We start from the raw sequence: 26,765 nt of genomic DNA on the forward strand, positions 1-26,765 counted from the left end.
TTACTTAGTATATCATCTTTATTGTGGTAAACTATTATTAAGTCTTCAATAAGGAGATGTGGAAAATGAGATTGAAAAAAAACTGGCCTTTATTGATACCGATTTTAATTGGTGCCGTTTTAACAACAAGTTATTTTTATGTGCTGTATAAGAACAAACAAAAATATATTGCAGCGGATAAAGTCATCGAGAATGTTAAAGGCTATTTCAAACATGTGACAGGATCATATATTTTGTATGAGCCGACCACATACCGTAAATTTGGTATTGAGTATGAAGTGTATAAAGGTGGCATTAGTGCTGAGCGACAAGGAAAAACATTTAATTATGAATTTATTGCAGATGCCTATAACGGTCAAATCATTGATATTATAGAAATATAACGTTGCTCATCAAAGGGACGAAGCTGAAAGCGCATTCAGCTTCGTCCCTTTCAGTTAGATTTGTGTCATTCAGGAGAACGTGGCACTTGTTGTTCTATCGTTTTTAAATCGGGACTTAACTTTACCGCTAAATTTTGAACATCATGATAAAATAAAAACCAGTATTGTTGCGCTGCATAATAGCGTAGGCGTCTCTCTTTTTCTCGAATAGACTGCATTGGATAATCATCGTATGCCGAAACCCACAATGGATTACGATGTGCCGCGGTAATCAAAATATCTGCCATATGTACGGCTTTTTCATTTTGACTTTCTAATTCAATGATGACATGACCAAAACTATGCCCACCGGTATGTTTCATCTTAATTCCAGGATAGGGTTCAATCTCATCCTCAAATAAAATCAACTTTTCTTCATAAGAACCTCTATTGGTTGGCCAGTACGTCGCTCGACTCCGTAAATTCGGTGCAACAAATTCATGCCACTCATCTTGTTGAATATAGTGCCAAGCATTAGGAAATTGTGCTTCTCCGTTCTGATCCACTAAACCCGTCGCATGGTCAAAGTGCATATGTGTCATTAATACCAAATCAATATCTTCTCGTGTCAAATTAAACTGTGCTAATGCGTCATCAATATTGGACTCATTATATACACCGTAATTATTTAATTGCTTATCAGTTAATCTTCCATTTCCAATCCCTGTATCAATAAGAATATGGCAATCTTTTGATCGAACAAGTAGAGGATGGGTCACTAATGGAACCTGATTATTCGCATTCACCGGGTACTGTCGTTGCCATAATGGCTTAGGGACCACGCCAAATATAGCACCACCATCCATTTGCACATAGCCTCCATCCAGGGCATCAATTTTAAATTCACCTAATTGCATTGCCAACACCTCTATTCATTTTTATGCTATTCCATTGTTGATGAAATAGAAAGATTAAATCCAATTGTATGACATGTCCCTTATATTATACAAAAAAGCGCCAATCTGATGATGTATGAAATGATTGTATCCTATTTAAGGTATCGATTGGTATCGTTGCACGTGTCACATTTGCACAAAAAAAGTTAAACAACATCACGTCATTTAACTTCTTTTTTGATTGAAACATCATCGTCAATCGGATGATGGATCTGTATTTGTATGCTGTGAATGAAATCTGGCCTCCATACGATAAATTCGAGACCCTTTCTCAGCAAATTTATGTTCGTACTCCGTGGGAATATTATCGCCATCGTCTTCCTCATGGAGATTTAGATTAATTTTTGTAAAATACATCCCATATTGCGACATACTCTCAAGGCTATAGGCAAACAAACCACGGTTATCTGTTTTAAAATGGATGGCACCCATTGGATCTAAAATTTGTTGATACAGTGCCAAAAATGTATGGTACGTTAAACGACGCTTGGCATGTCGTTTTTTAGGCCAAGGATCAGAAAAGTTTAAGTAAATTCGTGCCACTTCTCCATCGCAAAAATAGTCTGTAAGTGTGACTGCATCATTGCATAACAATTTAATGTTGGTTAAGTTTGACTCTCGTACTTTATCCAACACACGAATCATTACATTTTTATCACGTTCAATTGCAACATAATTAATATCTGGATTTTGTAGTGCCAACGTTGTAATGAACTTCCCCATCCCAGAACCGACTTCAATGTGGATAGGTTGCTCATTTCCAAACCATGCTTTCACCTGATAGGCATGGGCACCATCTAAATCAACTAAATGGTCATGCTCGGCTAAATAAGACTCCGCCCATGGTTTATTTCGCATTCTCATAATTGTTTAAACTCCTTAAAGAAAAACATTACTGTTCATGACTGCATTCAAAAACTTAAGCCATGTATTCATGTCTTTATAACGCTTATGTTCTTCATTCCATTGAATCATACCAATAGATTGAATCACCGTATACCATTTCATACGTCTTTTTAAATTCATCGTTTCCTTAACGCCGTATGTTTCAAACCAATTCGACCATTGTTGTTCAGGAACGTAGTTATAGAGCAGCATACCAATATCTATTGCTGGATCCGCAATCATGGCCCCTTCCCAATCCACAAGAAAAAGTTCATCTTTATCTGATAACAACCAATTATTATGATCCACATCCCCGTGGACGACCGTATAAAAACGTGAATCAAATTCTGGCATGTGATCTTCCAAGTACGTTAAAGCTTTCCTTACAATATGATGCGTCAACACTTCACGAGATAACGAGGCGTTGATTTTATGCAACATGATTTCAGGCGTAATAGGCGTCATTTCCATTCGCTTCAACATCGTTAGTAACGGCTTTGACTGGTGAATCTTTTTAAGCAGATGTGCGACACGTTCTTGAGCCATTTCTAGTGCTTTTAATTCACGACCATTTTTCCAATGTTGGGCAGTGACGACTTCACCTGTCTCAATTCGTTTGGTCCACACTAATTTAGGCACGATACCTTCTGCTGATAATGCAGCAATAAAAGGATTCGTATTCCGTTTTAAAAATAGCTTTTGCCCATCTTGTTCAGCCATATAAGCTTGACCTGATGCCCCGCCAGCAGAATCAAGCGTCCATCCTAACTGATAAAACTGCTCCACAACTCGTTCACCTCACTTTCAAATAGAAAAGGGCTCATGAAAATAATTCAAGAGCCATATTTATATCATCGATTTTAATCATCTTTCATTCACGAACAAGTTTTTCACTCATATAAGATTTTATAATTATTACAGTTTTTTTTCAACCAAAAATGAGACACAAAATGTGACTTTTTACCTTTACGTGCCACAGTGTTGATACAAAAGTGTCTCAAATCCCTTTACAACAAGGCTAATGAGAATGGGAACGAATATATTTTTCAAATCCTTTTTGCAACTGACGCGTTAATGGACCCACTTGTCCATCTTTTACAGGTTCGCCATCAATTTTAACAACTGGCATTACTTCAACAGAAGTACTAGAAATAAAGACTTCATCCGCACCTTTCAAAAAGTCTACAGTAAAAGCTTCATCTTTAAATGTAATTTGATCATCTTCACATACCCATTTAATCACTTGTCTTGTAATCCCATTCAAAATCAAATTGTTAGCAGGATGTGAATAAACAACTTGGTCTTTTATCGCATAAACGTTTGAAGAGGCACCCTCTGTAACAATACCGTCCCGATGTTGTATCGCTTCTGTTGCATTATATTTCGTAGCATATTCTTTCGCCAGAACATTGCCCAACAAGTTCAAACTTTTAATGTCACAACGCAACCAACGAATGTCTTCGGTCGTTACAACTGAAACCCCCTCTTCAAGTGCTTTGAAAGGACGATCGTATGATTTGACAAATCCTGTCAGCACAGGTTCAACAGCTGGCGTTGGAAATGCATGATCACGAGGCGCTGTTCCACGTGTCACTTGAATATAAACGCCCCCATTTGTCACATTGTTTATTTCAGCAAGTTCACGGACTAATGCCGTTAAAGATTCAACTGTATGATTCAAATCCAAACCAATTTCACTTGCACTTCTCAGTAAGCGCTCAAAATGTTCCTTTGCAGTAAATAATTTGTTGTCATAAATCCGGATATATTCATAAATACCATCGCCAAAATTGTAACCACGATCATTATATGCGACTTTTGCTTCGCTCTCCTCGATAAAACTTTCATTAATCAATACTTTTGTCATTTTTTACTCCTCCACACAAACTGAATATATCGCCTCTAAGTAAATACTTGTTGCATTAAACAATTGTTTTTTCGTAATATATTCATTTTTTTGATGCATTAAATCTTCTGAATCCTCAAACATCGCCCCAAAAGCAACACCCTTATCTAAATTACGTGCATAGGTTCCACCACCAATGGTATATGAAGGGCTCATATCACCCGTTTGGTTGCGATAAGCTGTCAGTAGTTTTTGGACAAACGGATCCTCTGGGTCTACAAAATGCGGTGCTTGTACTTTTAATTGCTCAATATCAAAGCCTTGATCTTGAATTTCGGTAGTGAATTGTGCAATCGCAGCTTCAAAATCAAAGCCTTCTGGGTAACGTAAGTTAATTCCAAAACGACCACCTTGCTCTGCATTATAACGGACAATACCGATATTTGTCGTTAAATCTCCCATAGCCTCCGAATGAAACTTCATACCCATTTTTTCACCAAAGTGAGATTCAAATAAATACTTTTCACCAAATGCCGTCCAAGATTGCGCAGATTGGTTGAGATTTAAAGTGTTCAAGAAATGTAGTAAATACAAACCTGCGTTGACACCGATTGACGGGTCCATACCGTGTACGGCTTTACCATAAACGGTTAATTTTAAAATACCGCTATCCACTTCATGCGCCCCATTTAATTCATGCGTATTTAAAAACGCTTCAAAACGTTGAATCGTGTCCGTCATATTTTCCTTCACTAAAATATCTGCTTCAGCCACGTCTGGAACCATATTGTATCTTTCTCCTGAATTAAAACGTTTTAACTCAATTTCTGGTTCATCTTCATCTAGCGTTAATGTTTGTTGCGTGATATTGAATGTTGTAATTCCTTTTTCACCATGAATTAACGGAAACTCAGCGTCTGGTGCAATACCAATCGTTGGCATTTCTTCGGTTTTGAAATAACGATTTGTACATTGCCAATCAGACTCTTCATCAGTTCCTATAATAATATGTATTCTCTTTTTCCAATCTACATTCATGTCGCTAAGAATTTTCACTGCATAATATGCCGCAATTGTTGGACCTTTATCATCTAGCGTCCCACGTGCAATGATGCGGTCATCTGTTTCGACAGGTTCGAATGGATCCGTATCCCAACCATCACCGGCTGGTACGACATCAACATGACCTAGAATACCAAACAATGCTTCACCTTTTCCTATTTCAATGCGTCCTGCAATATGATCCGTATCAAACGTGTTGAAACCATCTCGTTCAGCAAGTCGATACATATATTCAAGTGCTGCTTTCGGTCCCGGTCCGACAGGTGCATCCTCGGTAGCTGCTGCATCATCACGCACTGATTTAATAGATAAAAGTCCCTTTAAATCTTCGACCATTTGCGTTTCATATTCTTTTACTTTTTCTCTCCACATGCTGATCAACTTCCTTTTTTAAAAATGTATCTCTATTTTACATGAATTATGCGAGAAACAACAGTCATATTACAATCTATTTTTTTAATTTTTCTGACAAAAATCAGACTGTATGTGACGTTGATGCTCACTTGGTCACTTGAATTTCATATGCGATCACGCACCATTATTTACTCATTTTACTCCAATAAATACTAAAAATCGAACAAGTGAAAACAGCCATACATTTCACTCGTTCGATTAAAAACAATCCTCTATTTATTTTTCAATGTTTCTTTCGTTTCGACATGCAAATTGTTAGACGGGTTTCCGCCACCTTCGCCATCAAATTGCGCTTCTCTTTTCTCTAATTCGTCATCACGTTGCTCGCCATTCAATAATTGCTCTTTTTTATTACTAAAAAATGCTTTGGGATCTTCTTTAGCCTCGTTTAAATAGGCTTTGGGATCTTCTTTCACCTTATTAAATTCTTGTGCAGCTGTTTCACCAACTTGTGCTGCTTTTTGTTGGGCTCTTTTTTTATAGTCATCTGGGTTTTCTTTGTATTTTTGATACTCTTGTTTTAAATTTTCGCGATTTTGCTTATTTGAGAGGACCACTGCTGCAACGGCGCCTCCAATACCTAGAATCGCTTTAAATAGTTTGCCTGATTTTGCCATAATCATCACCTCTAATTTCTATTAATAATATACTGTTACCCGTTTCTTCATTCATTTAAACGTTTTAAACAGATCTCATTAAAAATCATTAGGATTGTAATAATTGCCATTCCGTGTCAGTCAATTTCCGGTATTCCCCGGGCTTCAGCGTTTCATCTAAAATTAAATTACCGATTGCCACTCTTTTCAATGCAATCACTTCATTTTCGACTGCATGAAACATCCTTTTGACTTGATGGTATTTGCCTTCTTTTATTGTGACATAAGCCGTATTCAATAGGTCTAATATTTCCAGTTGAGCAGGTTGCAATTGACCTTCTTTTAAAGTGATTCCTTCAGCAAAACGTCTCACATCGCTTGGCTTTATATGAAATTGTGTTTGCACCCAATACTTTTTCGATACATGCTTATGCGGACTCATCAGATTATGGCTAAATTGACCATCATTGGTGATTAACAATAATCCCTCAGTATCTTTGTCTAATCGGCCAACAGGAAATAATTCTAAATGGTCGAACCCATCAATTAAATCGATTACTGTTGTATGGATGTCATCTGTAGTCGCGGACACCACATTTTGAGGTTTATTCATCATTATATAAACAAAAGGCTCGTATGGAATGTGTATCCCATCCACTTCTATGACATCATGTTCCGGTTCAATCTGTACTTTAGGAGATTTGATGATTTGACCGTTACACAGCACTTTACCCTTTTTTATCGAAACTTTCACTTCAGAACGCGTCCCTTGACCCATTTGTGCTAAATACTTATCAATGCGCATTATAAAAAGCCAACCTTACGTCTGATTTTATTAGGAATTTCACCTAAAAATCGATCTGCCAAGCGCGTTTTCATAGTGATGACACCATATATTATCATGCCGACAAGCGCGCAAATTACTGTAATCACGAGCGCACCAACATGGCTTGCTGGTGAAATGACAAACTGAAGGCCGAAGTAAATGAGTTCAACGATAATCATCATAATCAGACCATATAACAATATTTTACACACATCTAATAGAGTGGTATGGAATTTAAAATACGCATATTTCTTCAACACTAATAGATTGCAAATAATCGCAAATGTTAAAGCAATGGCTGTACTTAAAATCGCACCTGCCGTTTCAAAAGCGATAATCAGCGGCATATTCAAAATCAATTTCAGCACAACTGAACCTATAATAATAAAAACGGTTAATTTTTGTTTATCAATACCTTGTAGCATAGAAGCCGTAACACTTAATAAGGAAATTAAAATCGCGACAGGTGCATAGTAAAACAGTAAACGACTCCCATCCATACTATACTCATAAAAAACGGTATATAGAGGAACTGCCAATGCCATAATCCCTAAACTCGCAGGCACTGTAATGTACATTAATACACCTAAAGATGTTCTGATTTGGCGGTGCATTTCCTGATAATCCCCTTTTTCATAGGTCTTTGTAATAAATGGGATTAAGCTAATCGCAAAACCTGCAGCTAAAGAAGTTGGAATCATCACAATTTTATTCGTTGTCATGTTCAACATTGTAAAATAAATGCCTTGTAAATTGGCGCCAACCCCTGCCATTTCTAACGCATTATTATGTGTTAATTGATCCACAATCATAAACAGCGGAAAGTTCAAACTTACAATGACAAAGGGAATACTATATGAAATGATTTCTAAATACATTTTAGAATAACTCACATCAATCCCCGTGTGATCAGAAGCAACCATTTCATGGATACCTTTGCGACGTTTTATCCAATACCACCATAACGTTAAAATACCTGCAATCGCACCAATTGCAGCACCAAATGTCGCAATACCATTCGCCAATAATACTGAGCCGTTAAATACATTTAATACAAGATAGCTGCCTAGCAAAATAAATATAATACGTGCAATTTGTTCAGTAACTTCTGACAATGCAGTCGGACCCATTGACTTATAACCTTGAAACACACCTCTCCACGTGGCTAAAACAGGGATGAAAATGACTACAAAACTAATCGTTCGGATAATCGCAGTGATTTGGTCAACCGTCCAACCTGCATTTTGATCCGTATTATTCGCAATCGTCACCGAAGCAATTGCTGGTGATAATAAATAAAGTGCAATAAAGCCCAAAATCCCTGTGATACTCATAACAATAAAACTGGATTGGTATAACTTCTGACTCACTCGATAAGCACCTAGCGCATTATATTTTGCGACATACTTTGACGCAGCAAGTGGTACACCTGCTGTTGCGACAGCGATGGCAATATTGTATGGTCCATACGCATAGTTAAAAGGTGCAAGATTACCCGCTCCTCCAATAATCCGATAAAATGGGATAATATAAATAATACCTAACACCTTCGTAATTAAAATACTCAATGTTAGCAAAAATGTTCCCCTGACTAATTCCTTATTTTCACTCATAGTCAACCTACCTACTCTAAATTTATTCAAGTTTAAATTATAACACAATATGGTCATTATACACTGATTCATCCTATGTTAAAATTAAAATATCAATTTTAAGGGGTTTTTATATCATGTATGAAACTATTGTTATCGGTGGTGGACCCAGCGGATTAATGGCCGCTATTTCCGCAAGTCAAAATGGACAATCCGTCTTACTGCTCGAAAAAAAGAAGGGGCTCGGACGAAAGCTCAAAATTTCCGGTGGTGGGCGCTGTAACGTCACAAATAATCTACCTTATGCAGAAATCATTAAACATATCCCTGGCAACGGTAAATTTTTGTATAGCCCATTCACAATTTTTGACAACCAATCCATTATAGAATTTTTTGAATCTCGTGGCGTACCATTGAAAGAAGAGGATCACGGACGGATGTTCCCTGTCTCTGATCAATCTCAAGATGTCCTCAATGTACTTATTCGCGAATTAAAGCAAAATCAAGTCATCGTTAAGGAAGAACAAACGGTGATATCTGTAACCAAACCCTCATCCCATCATTTTGAGGTTCATTTACAAAACGGCCATATTGAACAAGCCAAATCGGTCATTATTGCAACGGGTGGTGCGAGCGTGCCACAAACCGGATCAACAGGTGACGGCTATCGTTTTGCCAAAGCATTCGGCCATGAAATCACGACACTCTTCCCGACAGAGGTTCCAATTACATCACAGGCGCCTTTTATTAAAAATCAGCGTCTCAAAGGATTGAGTCTTAAAAATGTCGGCTTATCTGTATTGAAGAAAAACGGTAAAAAAAGAATCACACATCAAATGGACATAATCTTTACACATTTTGGGATTAGTGGACCTGCAGCATTGAGGTGCAGTCAATTTATTCACCATGAACAGAAAAATCAAAAACGACAAAACATTCAAATGCAAATTGATGCCTTTCCTGAAATCAATGAAGAAACACTTAAACATCAAATTTTACAACGATTAAAAGCCGAACCCGATAAGCACATTAGAAATGCATTAAAAGGGCTGATTGAAGAACGTTATTTAACCTTTATTATCGAAGAAGCCGCAATACCTCTAGAAATGACATATCACCATTTAAGCACACAACAATTGACACAACTCGCACATCTATTTAAAACGTTTACTTTTGAAGTGAATGGGACACTACCGTTAGACAAAGCATTTGTCACTGGAGGCGGTGTGTCAATAAAAGAAATCGTCCCAACAACGATGGCATCGAAAATTACACCAGGGCTCTATCTATGTGGTGAAGTTTTAGATATTCATGGTTATACTGGGGGCTATAATATCACAAGTGCACTCGTCACAGGTTACGTTGCAGGATATTCTGCAAGTCTGTCCAATTCAACACAATCACAACAATAATGTCGACAGTAGAATGCCACACGCAACTACAAATCGCCTATGCACGGATATCAAATAAATCGTTGAAATACACAACGCAACAAATACCATTTCACACGCTGGGCTATTGCTCAAATAATGAAAATGATTTTACAGATACCGATGTAGTCTGATTTCACGAATCGAGTAGGAGAATAGCCATTAATTGGCCATTCGTCCTCTCACACCACCGAGCGTACGGTTCCGTACTCGGCGGTTCAATATCTTGCGTAAGCCAACTCTGCAAGCTGGGTTAATGGTATTAACCCCCACTTGTAGAGTTGTTTTGTTGTAAGTGCACGATGAACCTCGTACGTGTTTGATAACCGCCAATATTTCTTGCGAGACTGTGCGATTTTCATTGCACTTCTATGGTCAAGACCATATTGGCGCAACATCTTATATTTCGTTCTTACTCTTTTCCACCGTTTAAGAATGAGTTGTCTAAGTCGGCGGTTTAGCCAAGATTGCGTGGTTTCAATAAATCCTCTGATAAAACCTCTACCAAAGTCATTGATCCAACCTCTCGTCACTTGGTTAATTTCAGCGATAATTTCTTTAAAAGTACCGGGTCTATTTCGTTTCGTTATTTTCCTTAAGGCGCGTATTAAATTTCTTTTTGCTTCCGTAGTCGGTCTGAAACGACAAACCCCATTTACCTTGGTGATTAGACAACTCAAGAACTTTAAACGTGAAACTGCTCCTACTTTACTTTTATCTTCATTGACAACCAACTTCAGTTGCTTTTCAATGAATTTCGTGACACTCGACATTACGCGTTCACCTGCACGTTTTGTACGTACAAAGATGACAAAGTCATCTGCATATCGTACGAAACGATGTCCACGCTTTTCGAGTTCTTTATCCAGTTCATGTAGATAGATGTTACAGAGTAAGGGAGAGATAACGCCCCCTTGTGGTGCACCTATCTTTCTTTCTGCGACTTCGCCAGATAGGTCAATGGCACCGACTTGTAAGCTTCTACGGATAAATGTGGAAATTGACTTATCTTGAACATGACGTTCGAACAAATACATGAGCTTATCATGATTCAACATGTCAAAGCACTGTTTCAAGTCACAATCTACGGCTATTTTATAACCTTCTTCATAGTAGGCAGCACATTGCTTAAGTGCTGTTCCTGTGCTACGATTAGGTCTGAAACCGTGGCTATGATTTGAGAATGTTCGGTCGATGCCAGGTTCAATCACTTGTTTAATCGCTTGTTGTATCACTCTGTCTCTAGCGACAGGAATACCAAGCACACGCATTTTCCCATTTGGTTTGGGAATCTCAACTTTTCGGACTGCTTGGGGTTTGTATGACCCATCAAGCAGTTTTTGTTTTATCTGTGAAAAGTATTGCGCAAAGTGAGCATTCAGTTCACTGACTTTCATGCCGTCAATTCCAGGAGCTCCATTATTCTTCTTAACCTTCTTGATTGCTTTTTCTATGTTGTGTGGTCTTACAACAAGCGCCATCAAAGATGGAGACTTACGATACATTTCTTTCATTTCACCTAAGATTTACTATACACACTTATGTATTCTTTTTCGTTCCACTACTTATCCTTCCATAAGCTGCCGGTTTCCCGTATTCTGTACGTCGTAAATCTGTAACCTCCAATCTTTACTTTGTATTGAATATTGTTCGGTCCTTCGGTACATTTTCCCTACTATGACTTCTGCTGACTTCTCATCATTCGTTGTTACTACGTTTCTATGGAAACGCTAATGAGACCTCCCCGGGTAAGGTGTAACCACTTTCCACTCATGCCACCGTATCATTTACGCTATAGAACTCGGGTAGTATTGGACTTTATCTTGTTAAGCAGATTCATCCATTCTATAACGCCTTAGTATGATATTTCTGTTCGTCAGTGCGAGTGTTTGCGTCCGACTTCCTTCAGATTCCACCTCACGATGGACACCCTTGTCATTCGCTAACAGTTCCTACTACCAAGCCTGTAACGGACTTTCACCGTCAAGTTGTTACCCATGCCGGGCGCACTTAAAAAGCCGTATGAAAGATCAACTCAAATCTTTCATACGGCTTACTTATCATGACACCGTTTACGATATTCGCAAATTCATGGGTCATTCGTTACATTCAATTGCTAGATTCGCTTATATTCCAAACCTTCGTCACCCCAGGCGTGCATGCCACCTTCTACATTGACTGCATCAATCCCATTTTCATTCAAAAACGTCACGACCTTAGCGCTTCTCACTCCACCTGCACATACAATATAATACGTCGTGTTTGGATTGAAATCATCTACACGTTGAGGAATTTCATTCATTGGAATATGTTCTGCATCAGGAATCATTCCCATCGCCACTTCATCATCTTCACGTACATCAATGATATGGGTTGGCTCTGAGCTTAAAACACGTTGCTTCAATTCATCTACACTGATCTCTTTCAATTGTCCTCTCCCCTTTATCTGTATGATTTATTTCGCAACAATATTCACTAATTTCTGAGGTACTGCAATCACTTTCTTAATTTCTTTACCCTCAATTGCAGATTTTATATTGTCATTTTTCAATGCAATGGTTTCCATTTCTGCCGGAGTCGTTTCTTTTGGAATCTCAATTTTGGCACGAAGCTTACCATTGACTTGAATGACAATTTCCACAATATCTTCTTCTAATAGCGCTGGATCAAAGCTTGGCCAAGGTTCAAATGTAATCGTTGTGTCGTGACCCAAAATAGACCACAGTTCTTCGCCAAGATGTGGCGCAATGGGTGCCAACATTTTCACGAAACCTTCTGCGTAAGCTCTGGAAATTTGATTCGCTTTATAGCTTTCATTAATGAAGACCATTAATTGACTAATTGCCGTATTAAAATTAAGCGATTCGAAATCCTCTGTCACTTTTTTTACAGTTTGATGATACACCGTCTGTAATGCTGGTGTGTCAACATCCACCACCTTGTCCACGAGACCACCGTTCTCATTGACAAATAGTCGCCAAACGCGATCCAAGAAACGACGTGAACCATCTAAACCATTCTCACTCCAAGCGATTGATGCATCCAAAGGTCCCATGAACATCTCATATAAACGTAATGTATCCGCACCATGAGAACGAATAATATCATCAGGATTGACAACGTTACCTTTGGATTTACTCATTTTCTCGTTACCTTCACCTAAAATCATACCTTGATTAAATAATTTTTGGAAAGGCTCTGGTGTGGGAACAATCCCTAAATCAAAGAGGACCTTATGCCAAAAACGAGCATATAATAAATGTAATACCGCGTGTTCAACGCCACCGATATAAAGATCAACGGGCAGCCAATGCTTAAGCTTTTCAGGATCTGCTAACATTTGATCATTTTTAGGATCAATATAACGTAAATAATACCAACAGCTTCCAGCCCATTGTGGCATCGTATTCGTTTCTCTACGCCCTTTCATCCCGGTTTCTGGATCGACGACGTTGACAAATGAATCAATGTTCGCTAATGGAGATTCTCCAGTTCCAGATGGTTTGATTTCATCAGTTTTAGGTAATAATAACGGCAATTCATTTTCAGGAACTGTCGTCATTGAACCATCTTCCCAATGAATAATAGGAATCGGTTCACCCCAATAACGTTGGCGGCTGAAGAGCCAATCTCGTAATTTGTAATTGACTTGTTTCTCCCCTAATCCTTTTTCTTCCAATAACGCGATTGCTTTAACAACCGCTTCTTTATTTTGAAGTCCATTGAGTTCGCCTGAATGAATGTGTGGACCATCACCTGTGAAATAAGGTGTATCATCATCATGAGCGATGACTGATACGACTGGGAGATCGAATGTCTTCGCAAATTCATAGTCTCTTTCATCATGCCCCGGTACCGCCATAACAGCACCTGTACCGTATGAAGAAAGCACATAGTCTGCAATCCAAATCGGCACTTGTTCACCCGAAAACGGATGTATCGCATATGCCCCTGAAAAGACACCTGTTTTTTCTTTCGCTAAATCTGTACGTTCCAAGTCTGATTTTTTAGCCGCTTCTTGTTGGTATTGTTTCACGATATCCGCTTGCTCAGCCGATACAAATTGATCGACCAATGCATGCTCAGGACTGACGACGAGGAAAGTTGCGCCATATATCGTATCTGGACGTGTCGTAAAAACTTCAATCGACGCATCCATTCCTTCAACGTTAAACGTCACTTTTGCCCCTTCCGAGCGACCAATCCAATTCCGTTGCATATCTTTAATAGATTCAGGCCAATCTAAAGTCTCTAAATCTTCCAACAAACGATCGGCATATTCAGTAATTTTAAGTACCCATTGTTTCATAGGCCGGCGCACAACAGGATGTCCCCCGCGTTCTGATACGCCATCGATGACTTCTTCATTAGATAAAACTGTGCCTAATGCTTCACACCAATTGACAGGAATTTCGTCAATATAGGCTAATCCTTTTTTGTACAGTTGGATAAAAATCCATTGTGTCCATTTATAATAATCTGGATCTGTCGTACTGACCTCGCGATCCCAATCGTAACTAAAACCTAATTCTTGTATTTGACGCTTAAATGTTTGAATATTACGCTTTGTAAACTCAGCAGGGTCGTTCCCCGTATCCAATGCATATTGCTCGGCTGGAAGACCAAAGGCATCCCAGCCCATTGGATGTAAAACATTGTATCCTTGCATTCTTTTATAACGAGATAAGATGTCCGTTGCAGTATATCCTTCTGGATGACCCACGTGCAACCCTGCACCAGAGGGATAAGGGAACATATCTAATGCATAAAATTTCTTTTGGCCAATATGATCCTCTGTTTTAAAAGTTTTATTTTCTAACCAATACGTTTGCCACTTCTTTTCGATTTCTTGATGTTTATAATTCACAACTTCATCCTCCTACCTCATAAAAAAACATCTCTAACTATTCGTATTTGGCTAGGGACGACGATTGCCGCGGTACCACCCTCATTCACTCAAAAAGTGCACTTCATTCTAAATAGTAAGAGATGTCATTTATTTTTGTCATAATTTGGTAAGTTCGCTTAGTGTCTTTCGTTAGTTTCCACCACCACTAACTCTCTGTAGAAATACGTCCTAAACTACTACTCCAGCTTCGTTTGAATTCATGTTTCATACGTAATCATTTACTATAATATGCAATTTAATTCAAAGATGCAAGCCTCATTTATTAGATTTAATGATACAGGGTTTTGGGATCGAGCTTTTTATCGTATATTGTTAAAAACAGCATTGCAATAACAAGCAACCCTATCATCGATAAAAACATCACTTGCATGTCATATAAATCTACTAATATCCCGCCCACTAAAGGTCCAAATGCTTTTCCTACAGTTGAAGCGGAGTTGATAATCCCCTGGTAAACACCTTCTCTTCCTTTAGGCGCTAACAAATTGGCGATTGTAGGTACAGCTGGCCACACAAACATTTCTGCAAATGTCATGATGACCATTCCTACAACAAAAATTGAAAACGACGTTGCAAAACTCGTTACAAAAAACGACAAAATAAAAACAACAAGTCCAAAATATAGTTGTAATTTTAGCTGTCCTTTAAAGCGCTGTATGATTGGAGAAATCAAAGGTTGTCCAACTAAAATCAACACGCCATTCACCGTCCAAAGCAAACTATATTGACTCATCGAAATCCCAATGCTTTGTGTAAATGAAGCAATTGTCGTTTGCCACTGAACATACGCAACCCAACATAACGCGAACATCACACAAAGTAATAATAATGCATTAAAATGGGTTTTGTTTTGGACACGACCTACGTTTTCAAGCACTTCTTGTTGTTTAACCGTTGCATGATAATCCATGTTAAAATGAAATATAGCAATAATGAAAAAAACGACATACATTGCTAAATTAGCCATAAATATATAATTAAAACTAAGTTCTGCGACAAAACCACCTAAAGCGGCTCCAACTGCAACTCCGATATTTTGGGCTAAATATATGGCATTGAACGTTTGTCTACCGCCTTGAGGCCACACTGCGCCTGCCATAGCATAAATAGCAGGGACAATCATTCCCCCGCCAAATCCTAACACGATTAACCAAATGGCATACCAAGGCCAACCGTGGAGGATATTTAATAATACTGTTGCACATAAGCTGATCAACGTGCCTAACAGAATGGTACGATACCCTCCAAGCTTATCGAATAATGAACCGCCTAATAGATTCCCGGCAATCATACCAAATGAATTGACCATTAAAACGAGTCCCGCCGTACTCAATGATTTCCCCAACACTTCATTCATATAAATCGTGTTAAGTGGCCATAAAAAGCTTGCACCTGTAATATTGATTGCCATTCCAATGACTAGCCACCGTATTTCTTTCGGCATACGCATTGATGTCACTCTCCTTTTTCTCTCTAGGACACACTATAACACGATATTGATGAAATATGTTAAAATCTTCAAATACTGTTTAAGAACACGGTATAATACGCTATGATTAATACAGTTAAAATTAAGAATGTTGAAAGGAAGATTGTGATGGGGTGTTATTTTCCATACGCTTTTGAAGAAAAACGATATCACACGTTAAATTATCATCTGAAAAATAAATTTGGTCGTAAAATTTTCAAAGTAGCATTAGATGGCGGGTTTGATTGTCCAAATAGAGATGGTACTGTGGCTCATGGGGGATGTACGTTTTGTTCGGCAGCTGGGAGCGGCGATTTTGCTGGAAATCGTGCAGATTCTATCGATGTACAATTTAAAGAAATAAAAACAAAAATGCATGAAAAATGGCAAGAAGGTCAATACATTGCTTATTTTCAAGCATTTACGAATACACATGCGCCTGTCGCAGTCTTGCGCGAAAAATTTGAAGCGGCATTAAAACAGCCAGGTGTTGTAGGTCTCTCAATTGGAACACGTCCAGATTGCTTACCTGATGACGTTGTAGAGTATTTAGCAGAATTAAATCAACGCACTTATTTGTGGGTCGAATTAGGGTTGCAGACCATTCACCAAAAGACTTCAGATCTTATCAATCGTGCGCATGATATGACTTGTTATTATGAGGGAGTCGCTAAATTACGCCAACATCACATCAATGTTTGTACACATATTATCAATGGTCTCCCTGGTGAAGATGAGCAAATGATGATGGAAACAGCTCAAGCGGTTGCAAGTATGGATGTTCAAGGCATAAAAATTCATCTACTTCACCTATTAAAAGGGACACCAATGATGAAACAATATGAAAAAGGACAACTTGAATTTATGACACGCGCACAATATGTCAATCTCGTTTGCAATCAACTTGAGCAACTTCCACCAGAGATGATTGTCCACCGAATTACTGGTGATGGGCCGATAGACTTAATGGTGGGTCCGATGTGGAGTGTTAACAAATGGGAAATTTTAAATGAAATTGATGCTGAACTCACACGCCGCGGTACCGTCCAAGGGCAATATTTCGAAGCGCAGGTCACGCGATGATTGTTTCACGCATCTTACCCTTTGCCAAATCACTCATTCGTAGCCACGTCGCAGCTGATAGTGTAGTTATCGATGCAACATGCGGAAATGGACATGATACGCTTTTTTTAGCTAAACTTGTCCCACATGGTCATGTTTATGGGTGTGACATTCAAGCTGACGCCATTTCTCATACGCAAGAAAAAGTACAATCATTTGATCATGTAACACTCTTTCAAGTCGGTCATGAAGATATCATTGCTCATATCCCAGAAAGTCATCGCAATCAGATTCATGCTGCCATTTTTAATCTCGGCTACTTGCCTAAAGGAAATAAACGCATTGTGACACATGCGTCCACCACTATCACAGCCATTGAACGGATTTTTGAGGTCCTTCAACCCGAAGGCATCATTGTACTGGTGGTTTACCCTGGACATGAAGAAGGTGCAATAGAAAGTCGCGCACTGATCGACTATTTGTCCACTTTTGATCAACAGCTTGGACATGTGATTAAATATGAATTTATCAATCAGCAAAACCAACCCCCTTATGTTGTTGCTATCGAAAAACGTGCATAAATTGAAACCCAATAGTTAAACCAGCGTTACACATTTTTCAGTGAATCGCTGGTTTAATTTATGCCTGTTCTATTTTTATCTGTTAAGACGGTGTCATTCTTTAAACAATCACGCATTTGTTCTTCCTTGACCTACAAGTCACAACCATGAATAATGGAATTCAATAACGCTTGTAGATGTGCTTCTCGGCTCTCAATCTCTATACATGTAAAGTTAATTAACTGTTGCTTATCACTGACTTTGTTCTCGTTAAAATGAATAATCACTGTTCGCTCATCATCGGACGGTCTTTCTTTGATAATCCATTTCTTTTCTACTAAATTATTGTATGTTCTCGTCCGCTTATACGTTTTAACTTTTACATAATCATCCATTTCTTTGAGCGTCATTGATCCTTTATCCCAAAGCGTTAGTAAAATTAAAAATTCTTCTTTTCCTAATTGAAATTGGTCCTCTATTGCATTAAAAATTGCCTCTACTTCTTTTTGTAATTGATCGAGTAATATGATATCACTCACATTATAATTTTTATTTTCAGCCATAATTAGCCTCCATTCTTATCCTACCTATCCTTTAAAGATACCCTTAAAATCAAAATCCAATCCTATTTAATATAATTGTAATATTTTGTCGTTTTTAAATTTGAATGCTCGTCATTTATTCATATTAAAAAACTCATTCTTTTATCACATTGGTTTACCATAATCAATATATTTAAAACAATCATCCACCAATGTCGAACTGTTTTAAACAATCCAATTCCTGATTGATCAACGCTTCTATTTAAACAATCCCACTAAACCACAAAAAAGCTAGGTTGCATAACGCAAATCCCTAGCTTTTTAATACAGTGGCACGATTCAGATATACCGTTTTCTTATTTACTTACCTGAAATAAATTTTTACAGTAAGTGTGAGATTGAATCTTGCATCTCTTTTAAAATATGCACTGATTTATTAAATTTTTCTGTTTCATCTTCATTTAGAGGCGTTTCAATAATACGTGTTGCACCTTCAGCATTGATTAAAGTCGGCACGCCTGTATACACCCCTTCGTGTCCGTATTCACCTTCTAAATAACTCGAAACAGTCAATACGACATTTTGATTTTTTAAAATCGCTTTTGATATATGCATAAGCCCCATTGCAATACCATAATATGTTGCACCTTTAGCTTTAATAATGTCATATGCTGCATCACGTGTTTTTACATAAATTTCTTCGATGAGGTGCTCACGTTCTGGATCATTTTTCAATTGATCGTAAATCGATACACCTGCAATTGACGCGCTCGACCAAACCGGAACTTCAGAATCACCATGTTCTCCGATAATATTCGCATGTACACTACTTGGCGCAACATCAAATGCCTCACCGAGCAGATGTCTAAATCGTGCTGTATCTAATATTGTGCCTGAACCAATAACTTTATGTTTCGGTAAGCCAGAGTATTTTAAAGTCACGTACGTTAAAATATCTACAGGATTTGCTGCCACTAAAAAGATACCATCAAAGCCGCTCGCCATAATGGATGAGATAATTTCTCGATATATCTTCGCATTCTTTTCTACTAAATCTAGACGCGTTTCTCCAACTTTTTGAGGGGCACCCGCACAAATCACAACTAAATCAGCATCTTTACAATCTGAGTATTCTCCTGCTGAAACTCTTACCGGCGATTCTGCGTATGGTGCGCCGTGGTTTAAATCTAAAACATCACCCAACACTTTGTCTTTATTGATATCAATAATCACGAGTTCATCCGCTACACCTTGGCTAACCATTGTAAAAGCATAGCTTGCTCCAACTGCGCCATTACCGACTAATACTACTTTATTGCCTTTATTCTTCATTGAAAAACACTCTCCTACTATGCCGTATTTGGTAGAAATTAATTGCTTGTGATTCTTTTCACATTTATAATTTAACATGTTTTCAAATGTCTTTCAATCATAAATTTTTAATTTCCCAAATTTCCAATAACGAGGTGCGCAGCATGTAGAAAACTTCGCTATCTCAAGCTATTTGCATCATCAATGACATATCCCGCTGCAAAGACATTATTATTTAAAAAGCTCAAAACATAGCGCATTACCGCTTCACGTTCAGGTTCATTATGAATTTCATGTTCAAGATCTTGCCACGCCTTAAAGTATACCTCTTCAAATCGCAATTTTTGAAGTAGTTCACGTGTTACGGTTGTATCAGTGATCTTATCCTCCGTGCCATACATAATGCACATCGGTTTAGGCGTTAACCGGTCAAGGTGATCGGCCGTTTCTTTCATCGTTCGAATGATTTCTTTGTACCAATGATAACTTACTTTTTTCAACATCATTGGATCATTTTCCATTTCTTCAAGCACTTCAGGATGACGTGTCAGATGTGCGGGTTCAATTCCTAAATCAAATTTCGCGCCTTTTGAAATATCACCAACATTTGAAGTTAAAAAGTGTTTGCGTGTTTTGTAATTTTTTTGGAACGCTAATAGAGGCGAGATAAGGACGACCCCTTCAACGTCTAGGTTGACTTTCTCCAACAAATTAACACAGATTAATCCGCCCAAGCCCACACCAATGATAAAAGTAGGCAAATGGTACGCTTCGGCAATTTCCATCCACTCCAATACACGTTCCTGATATAGTTCAAAGTGCTCAATTTGTCCTTTATGCATACGTGAAGTCTGACCTTGACCTGGCAAGTCTCCCATTATAACGTGGTAGCCATTACGTTTTAAATGTGTAATGACAAAGGCATATCGCCCTGTATGTTCCAACATGTTGTGTACAATGACGACAACACCTTTCGCTTCACCCTCAGTTTCCCATTTCCACATCATGCATTATCCTTTCTCATTCTATATATTCTTATTTTCATTATATCGTGAGTTGTCTTAAAAGTGCGACTATAAACATCAAAAAAATGGCGTCAAATTTGAAATGTCGTATCGCTCAAGTATGAATCGCCATCATCACATTAACGTTGCCAATAATGTGCATTTGAACACCTTGTGATCTATGCGATGGGTATTTATTGCAACGACAATCAGCGAGATGAAAGTGCACATTCGTAAATCTTGCACCATTGATGTATCGTTTTCACCGATGAACGTAGTCAAATTGACTAATTTGGCAGATGTTAAGTGCACTTTAAAATGATGTTCTTTTTCCTAACGTCAAGATTTTACCCCTGTCTAGCAATCGAGACAGGCTCGTTGATAGACAGGGGCACTTTGAATCATTTTATATTTAATTGCTTTTTCAAAACTGTACTTTTATACCGATAGCTTTAAAAACAACTTTTTGACCATTGCTTCACTTAAACGAGTTTAAATGTTTTACGAACAAATTTGAATCGTAAAATTAAAATCGTTAACAATAGCTCATAAAAAGTAGGGAAAAATTTGGCAACAATCAATCCCATTAACTGTCCCAACAACGTGCCATCGCCTTGAGATGCATTAAACTGAGCTACAATTCCAGCATCAACGAGATTCAATCCTATGATTAAGACGACCACTGGCCATGTTTTTTTCGTGACAACACCAACAATCAATCCCAATATAACGAGTAGCAAAAGTTCAAAAACAAAATACTGGACAAACGTATCTAACGACGTCCCAAATATATAGAATGCTAAATCTCTAAACATTGCTTATCTCCCTTAATATAGATTTACATTTATTTTAACACGCGTGTATTTCCAATCATTTAAAGATTTTATTAAGATTTCTGCGCAACAATTTACAAAAAATTAACAAATAATGCGCGATTTACATCACTTCAGCAACTCTTCACACAGACTTCATGTTAACTTGACATCAATATGTTAGATTATGCTTAACAAAACCATTTAGCAAGGAGTATATTATGAAAATTATCATTAAATGTATGGTATGTATTTTACTTCTACTCAGTGCGCCATTAATGACTGCTATTGCTCAAGAACCTATTGCGACGAATACTCAAAAATAAATAAATTCATCTTCACATTTAGTTCAAATTAACATGATACATTACCTATATAAAAATATATTTTTTAATGTGAAAACGTTTTCCCCTATGATATGTTCGTGATACACTATTGATAAAACATGAACAACTGGGAGGAATTTAGAATGGTCTTAGTCAAAAACTTTTTCATGGCATTATCTAATAATGCATTTTTAAATTCAGCAGCGAAAACAGTAGGACCTTCACTCGGGGCGAAAAAAGTCGTCGCAGGCAATACGATTGATGATGTGGTTGAAACAATTAAAAAATTAAACAAAAAAAATATCGCGGCCACTGTTGATAATCTTGGGGAATTTGTCAACAATGAACGTGATGCCATTGCTGCAAAAGACAAAATACTTAAAGTAATGGAAGCCATTCACAAAAATCATTTAAATGCACATATATCTGTGAAATTAAGCCAACTTGGCTCTGAATTTGACCGTGCGTTGGCGTATCGTAATATTCACGAAATCGTAGCAAAAGCACATGAATTGAATCAAATGCATATTAACATCGACACTGAAAAATATGAAAGTTTGTTTGATATTACTCAAACACTCGATCGTTTAAAAGCGGAATATAACAATGTAGGTACCGTGATTCAAGCGTATTTGTTTAAAGCAGACGTCTTGATCGACAAATATCCCGATTTGCGTTTACGTCTTGTCAAAGGGGCGTATAAAGAGTCCTCGTATATTGCTTATCAAACTAAAGAGGAAATCGACGAAAACTATATACGATTAATCGAGAAAAGATTACTCACTGCTGAAAATTTCACTTCAATTGCGACACATGACCACAAGATTATTAATCATGTTAAAGCTTTTGCCGAAAAACATCATATTGATAAATCGCAATTTGAATTTCAAATGCTTTATGGTTTTAGATCAGAATTGGCAGAATCTATTGCGAATGAAGGCTATCATTTCACAATTTATGTTCCATTTGGTGACGATTGGTTTGGTTATTTTATGCGTCGTTTAGCCGAAAGACCTCAAAATATTACGCTTGCTTTAAAAGAATTTGTCAAACCGAAATCACTGATCACGTTTATCGCTGTTAGTGCGGGTGTCGTGACATTATTAAATCGACTAAAAAAACGTTAATCACCTTGAGTCTCAGTGCTTTCAATATATGCATCATAACTAGAGTACAAGAGAGGGATGACAAAATCCCATTTTTATCCATGGCATTGATCATCCCCCTCTCGATAAAGAGAAATTCCGTTGAAGAAGCAAAATAAAGGGCGATATTCAACGCAAATCTCCTTCTTCTCTTTTATATTCTTGCTTTTAGAAGTGCACATCCCATTTTGTTCAATGCATTTTCACAATAATCATTTTGATGTTTACGGACACACGCTGAGTGTCAATCCGCACCTATACTTATCTACTGAACTGTTCTAATAGACGTGCCATTTCGATTGCTCCAATTGCAGCTTCTGCACCTTTATTCCCTGCTTTTGTACCGGCTCTTTCAATTGCTTGTTCAATGTTTTCTGTTGTTAACACACCAAAAATCACTGGAATTCCAGTATCATCACTCGCTTTAGCAATCCCTTTTGCCGCTTCATTACACACATAATCATAATGTGATGTTGCCCCACGAATGACACAGCCTAATGTAATGATTGCATCATATTGACGTGTTTGCGCCATTGTCTTTGCTACCATTGGCAATTCAAATGCGCCTGGTACGTGTGCAACGTCAATGTCTGTTTCTGCAACTTGATGCCTTTTCAATGCATCCATTGCCCCATCAAGTAAACGTCCGGTAATCAAATCATTAAACCGACTCACTACAATCCCAATTTTTAATCCTTCGCCGTTAAGTTGCCCTTCAAATTTCATAAAAATACCTCCTTGATTTATATTAAATGACCCATTTGATGTTTTTTGACTTGCATATAATCATGATTGTGCTCATTTGATTCTGTGACGAGTGGAATTCTTTCTTCGATTTGAATACCATACCGTGTCAAACCATGTATTTTTTCTGGGTTATTACTTAATAAGCGGACTGATGTAACGCCAAAATGTTTTAAAATTTGAGCAGCAACGTCATATTCACGTAAATCCGGTTCAAAACCAAGTGCCTCATTTGCCGAAACCGTATCATGTCCTTTTTCGATTAACTCATATGCCTTTAATTTATTTACTAAACCGATACCTCGTCCTTCTTGAGGTAAATAAAGAATCATTCCCCCATGTTGTTGGATATAGGTCATCGCGGCTTCTAACTGCGCACCACAATCACATCGCTCACTATGAAAAATATCTCCAGTTGCACAGGCAGAATGAACACGCACATTCATCGTCGTTGAAAAATCCCCTTTGACAAGTGCTAAATGTTCTTGTTGATCGATTTTTGAAGTAAAACCATACATATCAAAAGTGCCAAAACGAGTCGGCAAAGTGATTTTTGCTTCTGCTGAAATCAGTTGACGATGCTTTTTAATATAAACCACCAGATCATCTATCGTAATCATTTTCAGGTTGTGTTCCATTTTGAATGCTTCAAGTTGTTCACCTTTAGCCATACTACCATCGTCGTTCATGATTTCGCATATCACACCAGCTGGGCGTGCACCCGTTAAAAGTGCTAAATCTATTGTCGCTTCAGTATGACCGCGACGTTCGAGTACACCGTTACTTTTAGCAATCAGCGGAAATAAATGCCCAGGCTGATAAAAAGTATCCGCCGTCATTTCATCATCTATCAGTGCGCGTGCTGTTTGTGTTCTTTCAATTGCACTAATTCCAGTTGTTGACTGAACGTGATCAATGCTATATGTAAAAGCCGTCTCATGTGGATCATTATTTCGCTTCACCATATTTTCAAGGCCTGCTTGCTTAGCAATGTCTTCAGTAATGGGGGCACAGATTAAACCTCTTCCATAACGTGCCATAAAATTTAACGTGTCATCGTGCATCCACTCTGTAATAGCAACTAAGTCCCCTTCATTTTCTCGTCCTTCATCATCTACAACAATAATCATGTCTCCTTGTTTCAATGCATTAATGGCTGCTTCAATAGTATCTCGTTTCACGAAATCCCCTCCTTTAAAAACCAGCGTTCAGTAAGTCTTGAACTGAAAGCTTTGAATTTTGTTGCGTCAATGATGCTACATATTTAAATAGCAAATCTGTCTCCAAATGGACTTGATCCCCTTGCTTTTTTGTAGACAGTGTTGTTGCTTTTCGTGTTTCTGGAATAAGGTGAATTTCGAATTGGTTTGATAATTTCTTAAATATTGTCAAACTAATTCCATCAACAGCGATTGAACCTTGAGGAATCATTTGAGCCATGAGCGATTCATCTGCTGAAATCGTATAAATCCATTCGTTTTGTGAGGTTTGTATATTTTTTATCACACCGCGACCATCTACATGACCTTGAACAAAATGTCCCCCTAGTCGATCTATTGGACGTAAAGCACGTTCTAAATTGACGTGATCTTTTACTTTTAACCGCGCCAAATACGTTTTATTTTCTGTACCTCTAATCACTTGAACTGTGAAACTATCGCTATTAAAACGGGTGACTGTTAAACATGTCCCGTTCACACTAATCGAATCACCAATCTGCATATCGCTGATTATCTTTTGACATTGAATTGTCAGTTCTGTAATGGGATGATGCGTTTGAATATGTTGAATTGTACCCACTTCTTCTATGATACCTGTGAACATGATGTCACTTCCTTCTCAATCGTAGTTTCAAATCGGTATCTAGTATATCTGTTTGTACAATTTCAAATTGTGGAAGTTGATCAAGGGGTGTGACTTTTTCCGTATGAAAAAATTGATTAATTCCTTGACCACCTATTAATTTCGGGGCTACATATAGGATGAAGTTTGTCACATAATATGACGCTAAAAATTGTGATGTTACGTTTGGTCCTGCTTCGACAAGAACACGACCATAACCTTTTTGATATAAATCTTTTAACACGGCTTCAATCTCAACCGAATTCATTCGAATCAACACCACATGCGCCCACGGTGAAATAACCGTTTCATTTTCAGTATAGACGTATATCGGTGTTGTTTGATCATGAAAAAGTTGCGCTTGCCAATCGATACGGCCAGAACGTGATAAAATCACTTTCGCTGGATGGTGACCATCCTCACATCGTGTTGTTAAACTAGGGTTATCATGCATTAAGGTGCCATTCCCAGTCAAAATCGCATCATGTCGATGCCTCAATTGAAAAACATCTTTTTTTACTGCTTTTGATGTAATCCATTGACTTTTGAAATCATCTGTCGCTTGTTTACCATCCATGCTTGCGCTGACTTTGACTGTCACAATCGGTAAACTTGCACGCTTACTTTGATAAAACTCCGTGTATAATTGTGTTGCTTTAGGATGCGGTCGATAGTCGACTTCCACGCCATGATCTCGCAACATGGCATGTCCTGTATCTTTTAAAGTTGTATCCTTCGCTGCATATACAACTTTGGAAATACCTGTATCAATAATCTTTTGCGCACATGGCGGCGTATGGCCATAATGAGAACATGGCTCTAAGGAAACGTATATTGTTGCACCTTTGACATGGCTTTCACCTGCCATATCGATTGCTTGCACTTCAGCATGTTTCTCGCCTTTTTTCAAATGCGCACCGATACCTATGATTCGTCCATTTTTGACGATGACTGCACCAACAGCAGGATTCGTACCGGTTTGTCCTTCGACCATTTCAGCCAACTGTATGGCATATTCTAAATATTGCATTGACTTTCACCTCAATAAAAAAACACTCGATTGTCGACTTC

General features: G+C 37.9%; 25 protein-coding genes and 1 other annotated feature. Of the genes, 5 read left to right on the forward strand and 20 right to left on the reverse strand.

The annotated features are described in order from the left end of the window. Nucleotides 1-65: 65 nt before the first annotated feature. Complete coding sequence (locus B5P37_RS01015) at nt 66-383, forward strand: hypothetical protein (protein ID WP_085236255.1); 318 nt, start codon at nt 66-68, stop codon at nt 381-383. 65 nt (nt 384-448) lie between these two features. Here the strand turns inward: B5P37_RS01015 and B5P37_RS01020 are convergent, their stop codons facing one another. The 8 genes from B5P37_RS01020 to B5P37_RS01055 form a co-directional block, all read right to left on the reverse strand. Beyond that, nucleotides 449-1,279, reverse strand: coding sequence for an MBL fold metallo-hydrolase (locus tag B5P37_RS01020; RefSeq protein ID WP_085236257.1), 831 nt, complete (start codon nt 1,277-1,279; stop codon nt 449-451). Nucleotides 1,280-1,513: 234 nt separating this feature from the next. Next, a complete protein-coding gene (trmB, locus tag B5P37_RS01025) occupies nt 1,514-2,182 on the reverse strand; it encodes a tRNA (guanosine(46)-N7)-methyltransferase TrmB (protein WP_085236259.1) in 669 nt (222 codons plus the stop codon). 15 nt (nt 2,183-2,197) lie between these two features. Continuing rightward, on the reverse strand, nt 2,198-2,989 hold the full coding sequence (locus B5P37_RS01030; protein ID WP_085236260.1) for a phosphotransferase family protein: 792 nt from the start codon (nt 2,987-2,989) through the stop codon (nt 2,198-2,200). Between the two features lie 232 nt (nt 2,990-3,221). After that, complete coding sequence (gene dat, locus B5P37_RS01035) at nt 3,222-4,070, reverse strand: D-amino-acid transaminase (RefSeq protein ID WP_085236262.1); 849 nt, start codon at nt 4,068-4,070, stop codon at nt 3,222-3,224. A 3-nt stretch (nt 4,071-4,073) separates the two neighbouring features. After that, on the reverse strand, nt 4,074-5,483 hold the full coding sequence (gene pepV, locus B5P37_RS01040) for a dipeptidase PepV (RefSeq protein ID WP_085236264.1): 1,410 nt from the start codon (nt 5,481-5,483) through the stop codon (nt 4,074-4,076). Nucleotides 5,484-5,737: 254 nt separating this feature from the next. Beyond that, the gene (locus B5P37_RS01045) at nt 5,738-6,142 is read right to left on the reverse strand and encodes a YtxH domain-containing protein (RefSeq protein WP_085236266.1); all 405 of its coding nucleotides are present in this window, start codon (nt 6,140-6,142) and stop codon (nt 5,738-5,740) included. An 88-nt stretch (nt 6,143-6,230) separates the two neighbouring features. Next, entirely contained in the window at nt 6,231-6,926 is a 696-nt protein-coding gene (locus B5P37_RS01050) for a pseudouridine synthase (RefSeq protein ID WP_085236267.1), read from the reverse strand. Then, nucleotides 6,926-8,560, reverse strand: a complete 1,635-nt coding sequence (locus B5P37_RS01055) for a putative polysaccharide biosynthesis protein (RefSeq protein ID WP_085236269.1) — start codon at nt 8,558-8,560, stop codon at nt 6,926-6,928. The genes B5P37_RS01050 and B5P37_RS01055 overlap by 1 nt, the downstream gene beginning before the upstream one ends. Before the next feature lie 116 nt (nt 8,561-8,676). On the opposite strand from B5P37_RS01055, the gene B5P37_RS01060 reads away from it, so the two are divergent. Next, complete coding sequence (locus B5P37_RS01060) at nt 8,677-9,951, forward strand: BaiN/RdsA family NAD(P)/FAD-dependent oxidoreductase (RefSeq protein ID WP_085236271.1); 1,275 nt, start codon at nt 8,677-8,679, stop codon at nt 9,949-9,951. 236 nt (nt 9,952-10,187) lie between these two features. Here the strand turns inward: B5P37_RS01060 and ltrA are convergent, their stop codons facing one another. The 4 genes from ltrA to B5P37_RS01080 form a co-directional block, all read right to left on the reverse strand. Beyond that, entirely contained in the window at nt 10,188-11,474 is a 1,287-nt protein-coding gene (gene ltrA, locus B5P37_RS01065) for a group II intron reverse transcriptase/maturase (RefSeq protein WP_085236273.1), read from the reverse strand. 611 nt (nt 11,475-12,085) lie between these two features. Beyond that, entirely contained in the window at nt 12,086-12,397 is a 312-nt protein-coding gene (locus B5P37_RS01070) for a rhodanese-like domain-containing protein (protein ID WP_085236276.1), read from the reverse strand. Nucleotides 12,398-12,424: 27 nt separating this feature from the next. After that, the gene (gene leuS / locus B5P37_RS01075) at nt 12,425-14,836 is read right to left on the reverse strand and encodes a leucine--tRNA ligase (RefSeq protein ID WP_085236278.1); all 2,412 of its coding nucleotides are present in this window, start codon (nt 14,834-14,836) and stop codon (nt 12,425-12,427) included. Between the two features lie 50 nt (nt 14,837-14,886). Beyond that, nucleotides 14,887-15,069 (reverse strand) — a binding site (T-box leader). A gap of 77 nt (nt 15,070-15,146) precedes the next feature. Further along, entirely contained in the window at nt 15,147-16,328 is a 1,182-nt protein-coding gene (locus B5P37_RS01080) for an MDR family MFS transporter (protein WP_085236280.1), read from the reverse strand. A gap of 147 nt (nt 16,329-16,475) precedes the next feature. Here B5P37_RS01080 and mnmL point away from each other — a divergent pair, with 147 nt between their 5' ends. Both mnmL and mnmM read left to right on the forward strand, forming a co-directional pair. Next, the gene (gene mnmL, locus B5P37_RS01085; protein ID WP_085236282.1) at nt 16,476-17,429 is read left to right on the forward strand and encodes a tRNA modification radical SAM protein MnmL/YtqA; all 954 of its coding nucleotides are present in this window, start codon (nt 16,476-16,478) and stop codon (nt 17,427-17,429) included. Beyond that, the gene (mnmM, locus tag B5P37_RS01090; RefSeq protein ID WP_085236284.1) at nt 17,426-17,989 is read left to right on the forward strand and encodes a tRNA 5-(aminomethyl)-2-thiouridylate-methyltransferase MnmM; all 564 of its coding nucleotides are present in this window, start codon (nt 17,426-17,428) and stop codon (nt 17,987-17,989) included. The genes mnmL and mnmM overlap by 4 nt, the downstream gene beginning before the upstream one ends. Before the next feature lie 131 nt (nt 17,990-18,120). Here the strand turns inward: mnmM and B5P37_RS01095 are convergent, their stop codons facing one another. The 4 genes from B5P37_RS01095 to B5P37_RS01110 all read right to left on the reverse strand — a co-directional run bounded on the left by B5P37_RS01095 (nt 18,121) and on the right by B5P37_RS01110 (nt 21,640). Then, nucleotides 18,121-18,531 (reverse strand): transcriptional regulator, SarA/Rot family, encoded by a 411-nt coding sequence (locus B5P37_RS01095; RefSeq protein ID WP_085236286.1) that lies wholly within the window; start codon nt 18,529-18,531, stop codon nt 18,121-18,123. 360 nt (nt 18,532-18,891) lie between these two features. After that, nucleotides 18,892-19,842, reverse strand: a complete 951-nt coding sequence (locus B5P37_RS01100) for an L-lactate dehydrogenase (protein WP_085236288.1) — start codon at nt 19,840-19,842, stop codon at nt 18,892-18,894. 158 nt (nt 19,843-20,000) lie between these two features. Further along, nucleotides 20,001-20,825, reverse strand: coding sequence for an alpha/beta fold hydrolase (locus B5P37_RS01105; RefSeq protein WP_085236290.1), 825 nt, complete (start codon nt 20,823-20,825; stop codon nt 20,001-20,003). 482 nt (nt 20,826-21,307) lie between these two features. After that, on the reverse strand, nt 21,308-21,640 hold the full coding sequence (locus B5P37_RS01110; protein ID WP_085236292.1) for a hypothetical protein: 333 nt from the start codon (nt 21,638-21,640) through the stop codon (nt 21,308-21,310). A gap of 466 nt (nt 21,641-22,106) precedes the next feature. Between B5P37_RS01110 and B5P37_RS01115 the strand changes: the two genes are divergently transcribed. Beyond that, complete coding sequence (locus tag B5P37_RS01115; RefSeq protein ID WP_085236294.1) at nt 22,107-23,090, forward strand: proline dehydrogenase family protein; 984 nt, start codon at nt 22,107-22,109, stop codon at nt 23,088-23,090. A 279-nt stretch (nt 23,091-23,369) separates the two neighbouring features. Here the strand turns inward: B5P37_RS01115 and ribH are convergent, their stop codons facing one another. From ribH to ribD, 4 genes are read right to left on the reverse strand one after another with little or no spacing between them, the layout of a single operon-like run. Then, a complete protein-coding gene (gene ribH / locus B5P37_RS01120; protein WP_085236296.1) occupies nt 23,370-23,834 on the reverse strand; it encodes a 6,7-dimethyl-8-ribityllumazine synthase in 465 nt (154 codons plus the stop codon). Nucleotides 23,835-23,851: 17 nt separating this feature from the next. Then, entirely contained in the window at nt 23,852-25,033 is a 1,182-nt protein-coding gene (gene ribA / locus B5P37_RS01125) for a GTP cyclohydrolase II (RefSeq protein WP_085236298.1), read from the reverse strand. Between the two features lie 13 nt (nt 25,034-25,046). Beyond that, complete coding sequence (locus B5P37_RS01130) at nt 25,047-25,676, reverse strand: riboflavin synthase (protein WP_085236300.1); 630 nt, start codon at nt 25,674-25,676, stop codon at nt 25,047-25,049. Between the two features lie 4 nt (nt 25,677-25,680). After that, a complete protein-coding gene (ribD, locus tag B5P37_RS01135) occupies nt 25,681-26,724 on the reverse strand; it encodes a bifunctional diaminohydroxyphosphoribosylaminopyrimidine deaminase/5-amino-6-(5-phosphoribosylamino)uracil reductase RibD (RefSeq protein ID WP_085236303.1) in 1,044 nt (347 codons plus the stop codon). Between the last annotated feature and the right edge of the window lie 41 nt (nt 26,725-26,765).

It is taken from the genome of Staphylococcus lutrae, from assembly GCF_002101335.1.
GTDB classification, from domain to species: Bacteria; Bacillota; Bacilli; order Staphylococcales; family Staphylococcaceae; genus Staphylococcus; species Staphylococcus lutrae.

What these genes read in the sequence shown, in the direction of transcription:
- B5P37_RS01015 (WP_085236255.1), top strand. Translation starts at nt 66, where the DNA reads ATGAGATTGAAAAAAAACTGGCCTTTATTGATACCGATTTTAATTGGT.
- B5P37_RS01020 (WP_085236257.1), bottom strand. Translation starts at nt 1,279, where the DNA reads ATGCAATTAGGTGAATTTAAAATTGATGCCCTGGATGGAGGCTATGTG.
- trmB (WP_085236259.1), bottom strand. Translation starts at nt 2,182, where the DNA reads ATGAGAATGCGAAATAAACCATGGGCGGAGTCTTATTTAGCCGAGCAT.
- dat (WP_085236262.1), bottom strand. Translation starts at nt 4,070, where the DNA reads ATGACAAAAGTATTGATTAATGAAAGTTTTATCGAGGAGAGCGAAGCA.
- pepV (WP_085236264.1), bottom strand. Translation starts at nt 5,483, where the DNA reads ATGTGGAGAGAAAAAGTAAAAGAATATGAAACGCAAATGGTCGAAGAT.
- B5P37_RS01045 (WP_085236266.1), bottom strand. Translation starts at nt 6,142, where the DNA reads ATGGCAAAATCAGGCAAACTATTTAAAGCGATTCTAGGTATTGGAGGC.
- B5P37_RS01050 (WP_085236267.1), bottom strand. Translation starts at nt 6,926, where the DNA reads ATGCGCATTGATAAGTATTTAGCACAAATGGGTCAAGGGACGCGTTCT.
- B5P37_RS01055 (WP_085236269.1), bottom strand. Translation starts at nt 8,560, where the DNA reads ATGAGTGAAAATAAGGAATTAGTCAGGGGAACATTTTTGCTAACATTG.
- B5P37_RS01060 (WP_085236271.1), top strand. Translation starts at nt 8,677, where the DNA reads ATGTATGAAACTATTGTTATCGGTGGTGGACCCAGCGGATTAATGGCC.
- ltrA (WP_085236273.1), bottom strand. Translation starts at nt 11,474, where the DNA reads ATGTATCGTAAGTCTCCATCTTTGATGGCGCTTGTTGTAAGACCACAC.
- B5P37_RS01080 (WP_085236280.1), bottom strand. Translation starts at nt 16,328, where the DNA reads ATGCGTATGCCGAAAGAAATACGGTGGCTAGTCATTGGAATGGCAATC.
- mnmL (WP_085236282.1), top strand. Translation starts at nt 16,476, where the DNA reads ATGGGGTGTTATTTTCCATACGCTTTTGAAGAAAAACGATATCACACG.
- mnmM (WP_085236284.1), top strand. Translation starts at nt 17,426, where the DNA reads ATGATTGTTTCACGCATCTTACCCTTTGCCAAATCACTCATTCGTAGC.
- B5P37_RS01095 (WP_085236286.1), bottom strand. Translation starts at nt 18,531, where the DNA reads ATGGCTGAAAATAAAAATTATAATGTGAGTGATATCATATTACTCGAT.
- B5P37_RS01100 (WP_085236288.1), bottom strand. Translation starts at nt 19,842, where the DNA reads ATGAAGAATAAAGGCAATAAAGTAGTATTAGTCGGTAATGGCGCAGTT.
- B5P37_RS01105 (WP_085236290.1), bottom strand. Translation starts at nt 20,825, where the DNA reads ATGTGGAAATGGGAAACTGAGGGTGAAGCGAAAGGTGTTGTCGTCATT.
- B5P37_RS01110 (WP_085236292.1), bottom strand. Translation starts at nt 21,640, where the DNA reads ATGTTTAGAGATTTAGCATTCTATATATTTGGGACGTCGTTAGATACG.
- B5P37_RS01115 (WP_085236294.1), top strand. Translation starts at nt 22,107, where the DNA reads ATGGTCTTAGTCAAAAACTTTTTCATGGCATTATCTAATAATGCATTT.
- ribH (WP_085236296.1), bottom strand. Translation starts at nt 23,834, where the DNA reads ATGAAATTTGAAGGGCAACTTAACGGCGAAGGATTAAAAATTGGGATT.
- B5P37_RS01130 (WP_085236300.1), bottom strand. Translation starts at nt 25,676, where the DNA reads ATGTTCACAGGTATCATAGAAGAAGTGGGTACAATTCAACATATTCAA.
- ribD (WP_085236303.1), bottom strand. Translation starts at nt 26,724, where the DNA reads ATGCAATATTTAGAATATGCCATACAGTTGGCTGAAATGGTCGAAGGA.